The organism is Caldimonas sp., from assembly GCF_046289365.1.
Classification (GTDB): Bacteria; Pseudomonadota; Gammaproteobacteria; order Burkholderiales; family Burkholderiaceae_C; genus Caldimonas.
The window spans coordinates 1-8,796 of the sequence record NZ_JBKBVU010000130.1; the positions used below are offsets into that span (position 1 = coordinate 1).

General features: G+C 70.2%; 6 protein-coding genes. 3 read left to right on the top strand and 3 right to left on the bottom strand.

From position 1 onward, the window contains the following. Positions 1 to 117: 117 nt before the first annotated feature. Positions 118 to 474, bottom strand: a complete 357-nt coding sequence (gene uraH, locus ACK42S_RS12540; RefSeq protein WP_409707883.1) for a hydroxyisourate hydrolase — start codon at positions 472 to 474, stop codon at positions 118 to 120. Positions 475 to 614: 140 nt separating this feature from the next. Between uraH and puuE the strand changes: the two genes are divergently transcribed. Genes puuE through ACK42S_RS12555 form a run of 3 tightly spaced genes read left to right on the top strand, consistent with a single transcriptional unit; the run spans position 615 to position 4,584 of the window. Continuing rightward, positions 615 to 1,568 carry an allantoinase PuuE gene (gene puuE / locus ACK42S_RS12545; RefSeq protein WP_409707886.1) on the top strand — a complete coding sequence of 318 codons (954 nt, stop codon included), beginning with the start codon at positions 615 to 617 and terminating at the stop codon, positions 1,566 to 1,568. A gap of 5 nt (positions 1,569 to 1,573) precedes the next feature. Further along, positions 1,574 to 3,355, top strand: coding sequence for a 2-oxo-4-hydroxy-4-carboxy-5-ureidoimidazoline decarboxylase (gene uraD, locus ACK42S_RS12550; RefSeq protein WP_409707889.1), 1,782 nt, complete (start codon positions 1,574 to 1,576; stop codon positions 3,353 to 3,355). Beyond that, on the top strand, positions 3,352 to 4,584 hold the full coding sequence (locus tag ACK42S_RS12555; protein WP_409707892.1) for a M20 family metallopeptidase: 1,233 nt from the start codon (positions 3,352 to 3,354) through the stop codon (positions 4,582 to 4,584). The genes uraD and ACK42S_RS12555 overlap by 4 nt, the downstream gene beginning before the upstream one ends. Positions 4,585 to 4,633: 49 nt before the next feature. Here the strand turns inward: ACK42S_RS12555 and ACK42S_RS12560 are convergent, their stop codons facing one another. After that, a complete protein-coding gene (locus ACK42S_RS12560) occupies positions 4,634 to 7,909 on the bottom strand; it encodes an EAL domain-containing protein (protein WP_409707895.1) in 3,276 nt (1,091 codons plus the stop codon). A gap of 125 nt (positions 7,910 to 8,034) precedes the next feature. After that, positions 8,035 to 8,796 (bottom strand): ABC transporter permease (locus tag ACK42S_RS12565; protein WP_409707898.1); only part of this gene is annotated, 762 nt, incomplete at its 5' end.

Consider the following 8,796-nt stretch of genomic DNA (forward strand, 5'->3'; position numbering starts at 1 on the left):
TTCCAAACCTACCTCCTCCCCTACAATCCCCCCGCTGCGGGCTCCGCGGCGACGTGCACAAAGTGTATACAGCAAAGAATACAGTAATCCTGGGAATTTCCCTGAACCGCCCCTGCTTCAGGACCCGCGGTACGTGGCGTAAGACCAGGGGCTCACGAGCAAGGGCACGTGGTAGCGCCCGGCCGCATCGGCGATGCCGAAATCGATGGGCACCACGTCGATGAAGGCCGGCTCGGGCAACGTCACCCCCTTGGCGCGGAAATACTCGGCCACCTCGAAGCTCAGCCGGTAGCGACCCACGGCCATGGTGGCTGCATCGAGCAGTGGGCCGCCGTCGTTGCGGCCGTCGTGGTTGAGCGTGAAGGTCTTGAGGGTCTGCGTGCCTGCGTCGGTGACGCGCTGCAGCGTGACCTTCATGCCCGCGGCCGGGCAGCCGTGCATGGTGTCGAGAACGTGGGTGCTCAGATGGCCCATGGGTGTCTCCAGGTTCGAAGTGGACGGGAACAGGGCGGCCGGCTTGCGCCTTCGCATTTTTTGTATACACTTTAGCACACACTTTTCGCCATTCCGCCCCGCCCTTCGGCGGCCCCTGTCAGCGACGCCCGAGCCTTGCGATGACCTCATCGTCCCCCCGCTACCCCCGCGACTTGCGCGGCCATGGCCGCAATCCGCCCGACCCCCACTGGCCCGGCCACTCGCGCGTGGCGGTGCAGTTCGTTCTCAACTACGAGGAGGGTGGCGAGAACTCGGTGCTTCACGGCGACGCCGGCAGCGAGCAGTTCCTGTCCGAGATGTTCAACCCCGCGGCCTTCCCGGCCCGCCACCTGAGCATGGAGGGCATCTACGAGTACGGCTCGCGTGTGGGTGTGTGGCGCATCCTGCGCGAGTTCGAGCGGCGGGGCCTGCCGCTCACCGTCTTTGGCGTGGGCATGGCCATGCAGCGCTGCCCCGAGGTGAGCGCCGCTTTCAAGGAGCTCGGGCACGAAGTGGCGTGCCACGGCTGGCGCTGGATCCACTACCAGAACGTCGACGAGGCCACCGAGCGCGAGCACATGCGGCTGGGCATGCAGGCCATCGAGCGCCTGATCGGGCAGCGCCCGCTGGGCTGGTACACCGGGCGCGACAGCCCGAACACGCGTCGCCTGGTGGCCGACTACGGCGGCTTCGAGTACGACAGCGACTACTACGGCGACGACCTGCCCTTCTGGCTGCAGGTGCGCCGCACCGACGGCTCGCTGGCGCCGCACCTGGTGGTGCCCTACACGCTGGACTGCAACGACATGCGCTTTGCGCTGCCCCAGGGCTTCAGCCATGGCGACGAGTTCTTCGAGTACCTGCGCGATGCTTTCGACGTGCACTATGCCGAAGGCCAGGAGCGCCCGGCCATGATGAGCATCGGCATGCACTGCCGGCTGCTGGGCCGGCCCGGGCGCATGCGCTCGCTGCAGCGCTTCCTCGATCACATCGAGAAGCACGACCGGGTGTGGGTGACGCGACGCATCGACATCGCGCGCCACTGGAAGGCCACGCACCCCTTCGACCCCGCGACCGCCTTCCTGTGGGAGTAAGCGCCATGCCCCTGACCCTGGACCAACTCAACGCGGCCAGCCCGGCCGGATTCGTCGCGCTGCTGGACGGCACCTACGAGCACTCGCCCTGGATCGCCGAGCGCGCGGCCGCACGGCGGCCCTTCGCCACCCTGGCCCAGCTCAAGCGCGTGCTGGTCGAGGTGGTGCGCGAGGCCGGCCGCGACGAGCAGCTCCAGCTCATCCGTGCCCACCCCGAACTGGCCGGACGGGCGATGGTCGCGCGCACCCTCACGGCCGAATCGACGAACGAACAGGGCCAGGCAGGCCTGACGCAGTGCACGCCCGAAGAGTTCGAGACCCTGCAGCGCCTGAATGCCCAGTACAACGCCAAGTTCGGCTTTCCCTTCATCCTGGCCGTGCGCGGCCCGCGCGGCACGGGCCTGGGCAAGGCCGAGATCATCGCCACCTTCGCGCGCCGGCTGGACAACCCGCCCGACGTCGAATTCGCCGAGGCGCTGCGCAACATCCACCGCATCGCCGAGATCCGCCTGAACGACAAGTTCGGCGTCGAGCCGACCCTGGGGCACCTCGTGTGGGACTGGGCCGAACGCCTTGCCGAGCACAGCGAGCCGGGCTATGCCGAGCGCGGCGAGCTCACCGTGACCTACCTCACCGACGCGCACCGGGCCTGTGCCCAGCGTATCTCGCACTGGATGAAGGCCGATTGCGGCTTCGACGAGGTGGAGATCGATGCCGTGGGCAACGTGGTCGCTCGCTACCACCCCGCGCCGGGCGCCTCGACGAAGTACCTGCTGACGGGCAGCCACTACGACACCGTGCGCAACGGCGGCAAGTACGACGGCCGGCTGGGCATCTTCGTGCCCATGGCCTGCGTGCGCGAGCTCTCGCGCCAGGGCCGGCGGCTGCCTTACGGGCTGGAGGTGGTGGCCTTCTCCGAGGAGGAAGGCCAGCGCTACAAGGCCGTCTTCCTGGGCTCGGGCGCGCTGGTGGGCCAGTTCGACATGCGCTGGCTCGACCAGGCCGATGCCCAGGGCATCACGATGCGCGAGGCCATGAAGCACGCCGGCCTGTGCATCGACGACATCCCCAAGCTGCGGCGCGACCCTCAGCGCTATCTCGGCTTCGTGGAAGTCCACATCGAGCAGGGCCCGGTGCTCAACGAGCTCGACCTGCCGCTGGGCGTGGTCACCTCAATCAACGGCGGCGTGCGCTACGTGGGCGAGATCCTCGGCACGGCCAGCCACGCCGGCACCACGCCGATGGGCCTGCGCCGCGATGCCGCCACCGCCGTGGCCGAGCTGGCCCTTTTCCTCGAAAAGCGCGCCTCGGCCGTGCCCGACCTGGTGGGCACCATGGGCCTCCTGGAGGTGCCCAATGGCTCGATCAACGTGGTGCCGGGGCGCTGCCGCTTCAGCCTGGACATCCGCGCCACCACCGACCCGGTGCGCGACGCCTGTGCCGCCGAGGTGCTGGCCGAGCTCGAGCGCATCTGCCAGCGCCGCGGCCTGCGCTACCGCATCGAGGAGACCCTGCGTGCCGCCGCCGCCCCCTCGGATCCCGCCTGGCAGCAGCGTTGGGAACATGCCGTCCAGGCCCTGGGCCTGCCGGTGCACCGCATGCCCAGCGGGGCCGGCCACGACGCGATGAAGCTGCACGAGATCCTGCCGCAGGCCATGCTCTTCCTGCGCGGCCAGAACGCCGGCATCAGCCACAACCCGCTCGAATCCATCACCAGCGACGACGCCGACCTGTGCGTGCGCGCCTTCTCGCACCTGCTCGATCAACTCTGCGCGGAACTCTCATGACCTCCCCCGCCCTCTACCAGGCCCTGGACGCCTGGATCGACGCCCACTTCGACGAGCAGGTGCGTTTCCTGCAAGAACTGGTGCGCGTGCCCACCGACACCCCGCCGGGCCACAACGCCCCGCATGCCGAGCGCACGGCCGAGCTGCTCGCCGGCTTCGGCCTGCCCGCCGAGAAGCACCCGGTGCCCGCCGACGAGGTGCGCGCCTACGGCCTGCAGTCGCTCACCAACCTGATCGTGCGCCGCCGCTATGGCGAGGGCCCGACGGTGGCACTGAACGCCCACGGCGACGTCGTGCCCCCCGGCGAGGGCTGGACGCACGACCCCTACGGCGGTGAGATCGTCGACGGCCGGCTCTACGGTCGCGCCGCCGCCGTCAGCAAGAGCGACTTCAGCACCTACACCTTCGCGGTACGCGCGCTGGAAGCGCTTGGCCGGCCCCTCAAGGGCGGCGTCGAGCTGATCTTCACCTACGACGAGGAGTTCGGCGGTGAACTTGGCCCAGGCTGGCTGCTGCGCCAGGGCTTGACGCGCCCCGACTACCTGCTGGCCGCCGGCTTCAGCTACCAGGTGGTCACCGCCCACAACGGCTGCCTGCAGATGGAAGTGACCGTGCACGGCGTGATGGCGCATGCCGCCATCCCCGACACTGGCGTCGATGCGCTGCAGGGCGCCGTGCGCATCCTGCACGCGCTGTACGCTCAGAACGAGCGCTACAAGGCCGTGCGCTCGCAGGTGCCGGGCATCTCCCACCCTTATCTCAACGTCGGCCGCATCGAAGGCGGCACCAACACCAATGTCGTGCCCGGCAAGGTGGTGCTGCGCCTGGACCGGCGCATGATCCCCGAGGAAAATCCGGCCGAGGTCGAGGCCGACATCCGCCGCGTCATCACCGAGGCGGCCGCAGGCTTCCCGGGCATCTCGGTCGACATCAAGCGCCTGCTGCTGGCCGAAGCCTGGAAGCCCGATGCCCGCAACGCCCCGCTCGTGCAGGCGCTGCAACGCCATGGCGAGGTGGTGTTCGGCGAGCCCATTCCCACCTCGGGCACGCCGCTGTACACCGATGTGCGCTTGTTCGGCGCCCACGGCATCCCCGCGGCCATCTACGGCGCCGGCCCGCGCACGGTGCGCGAGAGCAACGCCAAGCGCGCCGACGAGCATATCGTGCTGGAGGACCTGCGCCGCGCCACCAAAGTGGTGGCGCGCACGCTGCTGGACCTGCTGGGCTGAGCGCGCTTGCGTTCGACGCGCCCCTGCCGCCTAACGCACACCGACCCGGTCAGGCCCGGGGAGCCGTCAGGCCCGCGTCGAGCCCTTGGTGCGCCGGCCCGCTGGCCGGCTGGCGCAGCCGGCGGATGAGCGCCTCGAAGTCCTCGGCCGGCATCGGCCGGCCCAGGTGGTAGCCCTGGGCTTCGTGGCAGCCGTGCTCGCGCAGGAACTCGAACTGCTCGCGCGTCTCCACCCCCTCGGCCACCAGGCCCACCTGCAGGGTATGGGCCATCGCGATCACCGCGGCGGTCAGCCGCGTGTCGCTTGCCGAACCGGGCACCGCGCTCAGAAAGGAACGGTCGATCTTGAACTTGTCCACCGGCAGATCGCGCAGGTAGGCCAGGCTCGAGTAGCCGATGCCGAAGTCGTCGATCGCGATCGAGATGCCCAGCGCGCGCAGCCGCGCCAGCACGGTGGCCGTGGACAGCGTGTCTCGCACGATCGCGCTTTCAGTGATCTCCAGCTCCAGCCGCGAGGCCGGCAGCGCCGCGACCTCCAGGGCACGCGCGACCGTGTTCAGCAGGTCGTCGGCCTCGAGCTGGCGCGGCGAGAGGTTCACCGCCACACGCAGCCGCTCGCCGGTGGCGTCCTCCCAGCGGCGCAGTTGCATGCAGGCCTCGCGCAGCACCCAGGCCCCGATCGGCACGATCAGGCCCGTGTCCTCGGCCAGCAGCACGAACTCGCCCGGCGGCACCAGGCCCTGGCCGGGGCGCTCCCAGCGCAACAGGGCCTCGGCGCCCACCAGAGCGCCGCTGGCGCAGTCGAACTGCGGCTGGTAATACACCCGCATCTCGCCACGGTCGATGGCCTCATGCAGGTCGTTTTCCATGCGCAACCGGTCGGCCGAGTCGCGCGTCATGCTCTCGTCGTAGAGCTTGAAGTTGTTCCGCCCCGCCGCCTTGGCGTGGTACATCGCCGCATCGGCCGCGCGCATCAGCGTGGCCGGGTCGCTGCCCGCCTCGGGGAAGGTCGCCACGCCGATAGAGGGCGTGACCCGCAGCATGTGCGGACCCACCTTCATCGGATCGCCCAGCGCAGCGATCATCTTGCGCGCCACCAGCTCGCAGTCACCCACATGCGAGACCTTGGGCAACAGCACGACGAACTCGTCACCACCCATGCGCGCCACCGTGTCCGAGGCGCGCACCGTGGCGTGCAGCCGCTCGGCTACGATTTTGAGGATGCCATCGCCCACATGGTGGCCGAGTGAGTCGTTGATGTTCTTGAAGCGGTCCAGGTCGATGAACATCAGCGCCACGCAGTCGTTCTCGCGGCGTGCCCGCGTGAGGGCCGCACTCAGCCGCTCTTGCAGCAGCACGCGGTTGGGCAGGCCGGTCAGCGCATCGTGGTGCGCCATGTGGCGGATGTGCTCCTCGGCGCGCTTGCGCTCGGTCACGTCGTAGGAGATGCCCAGGTAGCCCGCCGGCTCGCCGGCTTCGTTGCTCAGTGTGGTCATCACCAGGATCACCGGTGTGCGGCGCCCGTCCTTGCGGATGCAGGTCCATTCACGCTCGTCGGGACGCCCCCGCCGCGCCCGGGCCATGAACACCTCCACGCCCGCGGGCACCGGTTCGCCCAGCTCGGCACTGAGCTGGGCCGCGCGCAGCGCGATCTCCTGGGGGTCGTGGTAGACGGTCGGTGTGGCGCGCCCGACCAGTTCATCGGCGCTGTAGCCCAGCAGCATCTCGGCCGCCGGGTTCATCGCCTGGATCACGCCGCGCAGGTCGAGCGCCACGATCGCAAAGGGGGCGCTGTCGTAGATCGTGCGCCGCAGCGCATCGGCGCGACGCAACTGGCGCTGCGACTCCTCGATCGCCAGCTCGGTGGCGCGCCGCTCGCTGATGTCGCGCAGCATCGCCACGCTGTGCGGCCGGCCATCGAGCTCAACGTCACTGACGGCCAACTCCAGCGGGAAGAGCAGCCCGTCGCGTCGCAGGCCGGTCACCTCGCGCCCCGGGCCTGCCGCCCAGGCCAGCGCCGCCCCCACTCCTTCTCGGGCCGTCTCGGCCGGCGGCAGCAGCTCGTTGACGCTGGCGCCGCGCAGCTCGGCTTCGGTCGCTCCGAACATGCGTGCCGCCGCCGCATTGACGTCGACGATGCGGCCGTCGCGGTCGAAGGTGATGATGCCGTCGACCGTGCCATCGATCACGTTGCGCAGCCGCGCCTCGCTCTCCTTGGCCTGACGGCTCAGATACTGGGCCAGCGCGGTGGCCCGTGTGTAGCGCCCGGCGAACACGCGCAAGGCCATCCACAGCACGATCGAACCGGCCAGCCCGCCCAGCAGCACTGTCAGCGGATACGGATCGGTGCGCGGGTCGATCGGGCGGCGCGTGATCACCACCTCCCACATCCGCCCGCCCACGGCCTTCACATTGACCCGCTGGTCTCGGGGGGCCACGTGCTCGGGCAGCGCGTAGGACGAGGACCAGACCTCATTGCCCTGCAGCACCACCGCGCGCTCCTCCACCGGCTGGCCGCTGCGGTAGCCTTCGTCTCCGATGTCGGTGATGCGCACGTGATAGCGGCTCGCATCGTGCTCGACCAGCGCATAGCGCAGCAGGTCGGCCGAACGCAGCACGATGCTGACCTGCCCCGTGTGCACCGGCTCGCGCACGACACCCTCCGGTTCCTCCGGCACGGAGAACAGCGCCGCGCGGATCACGAAACCACGGGTGGGCACCGCCCCTTGCAGCAACGTCAGCGGGGCCGACAAGGCGGGCCTGCGCGTGTCGCGGGCCCGCTCCAGCGCTGCGCGTCGCGCCGGCTCGGCCGCCTGGTCGTGACCGAACACGGCCTCGTTGCCCTCCATCGGCTCGTTGTAGAGCACCGGGAAGTACTCCTCCCGTTCGCCCGGCGGGTGGATGCGGAAGTCCGGATACCCCTGGGGCCGCAGGCTCGTGTCAGTGCGCACCGAGGCCTCGAAGCGCTCCCGTTCGGAGCGGGTCACGCGCGGGGCGTACTGCACCGCCTGCAAAGCCGGGTAGCGGTCCTGCGCCCGCAGCGAACGGAAGTGCTCGTGAAACTCACGCCGGCTCACATGGTGGCTGGCCTCGAACAGCGCCGACAGGCTGGCAGCCAGGTCCATATAGCGCTCCAGCGAGTCCACGATGCGCGCCACCTTCTCGCTGGCCAGCGCTTCGAAACGACGGTCGTAGGCCTCACGCAGCGCCTCGGCACTGTGGTGCCATCCGTAGGCGCTGGCGGCCACGCCCAGCACCAGCACTGCATCAGCCAGGCGTCGGTACAGCACCGGTCGCTCGGGCGGGTGAGGCAGGGAGTGGTCCATCGGTCGGGCGTGTGGGGCAAGCTGCGCATGCTACCGTGCCTGCCGGCACCCCGTGCGCCGGCCCACCCCCCGAGTCCGGCGGCCCCGAGACCTTTGCACGGCATTCATACGCTGAGCTGCGCGGCTCAGCCGCGCTGGCGCAGCGCACGCGACAGCAGGATGACCGGCACCAGCCCCACCAGCACGATGGCCAGCGAGGGCAAGGCCGCCTCGCCCAGGCGTTCGTCCTTGGCCATCTGGTAGGCGATCACCGCCAGCGTGTCGCTGTTGAAGGGCCGCAACACATAGGTGGCCGGCAGCTCCTTCATCACGTCGACGAAGACCAGCAGTGCCGCCGCCAGTGCCGAGCGCCGCAGCAGAGGCAGGTGCACCCGGCCCAGCAGGCGCCAGCGGGTGGCCCCCAGCATGCGCGCCGACTCGTCCAGCGTGCCCGCAATCCGGGCATAGCCTGACTCCACCGACTGCAGCGCCACCGCCGAGAAACGCACGAGGTAGGCATAGAGCAGCCCCAGGGCCGTACCGGTGACCAGGGCCGTGGCCCCGGTGTCGGGCCAGCGCGCCTGCACCCAGGCGGCCGGCAGCAGGATGCCCACGGCGATCACCGCCCCGGGCACGGCATAGCCCAGCGACACCACCCGGGCCGCGACCCGCAGGCCGGGGCCCGGCCGCTCGCGCAGCGCAAAGGCCAGCGCCAGCGCCAGCCCCACGGCCGCCAAGGCCGCCAGTGCGGCCAGCCGGAAGCTCGTCCAGCCCCACTGGACGAAGCGCGCCCAGGGGATCCCCACCTCGGCATAACGCGCCTCCTGCCACAGCAGGTGCAGCAGCACCGCCACCGGCAGCACGAAGCCCAGCAGCACCGGCAGCGCACACAGGGCCCAGGCCAGGGC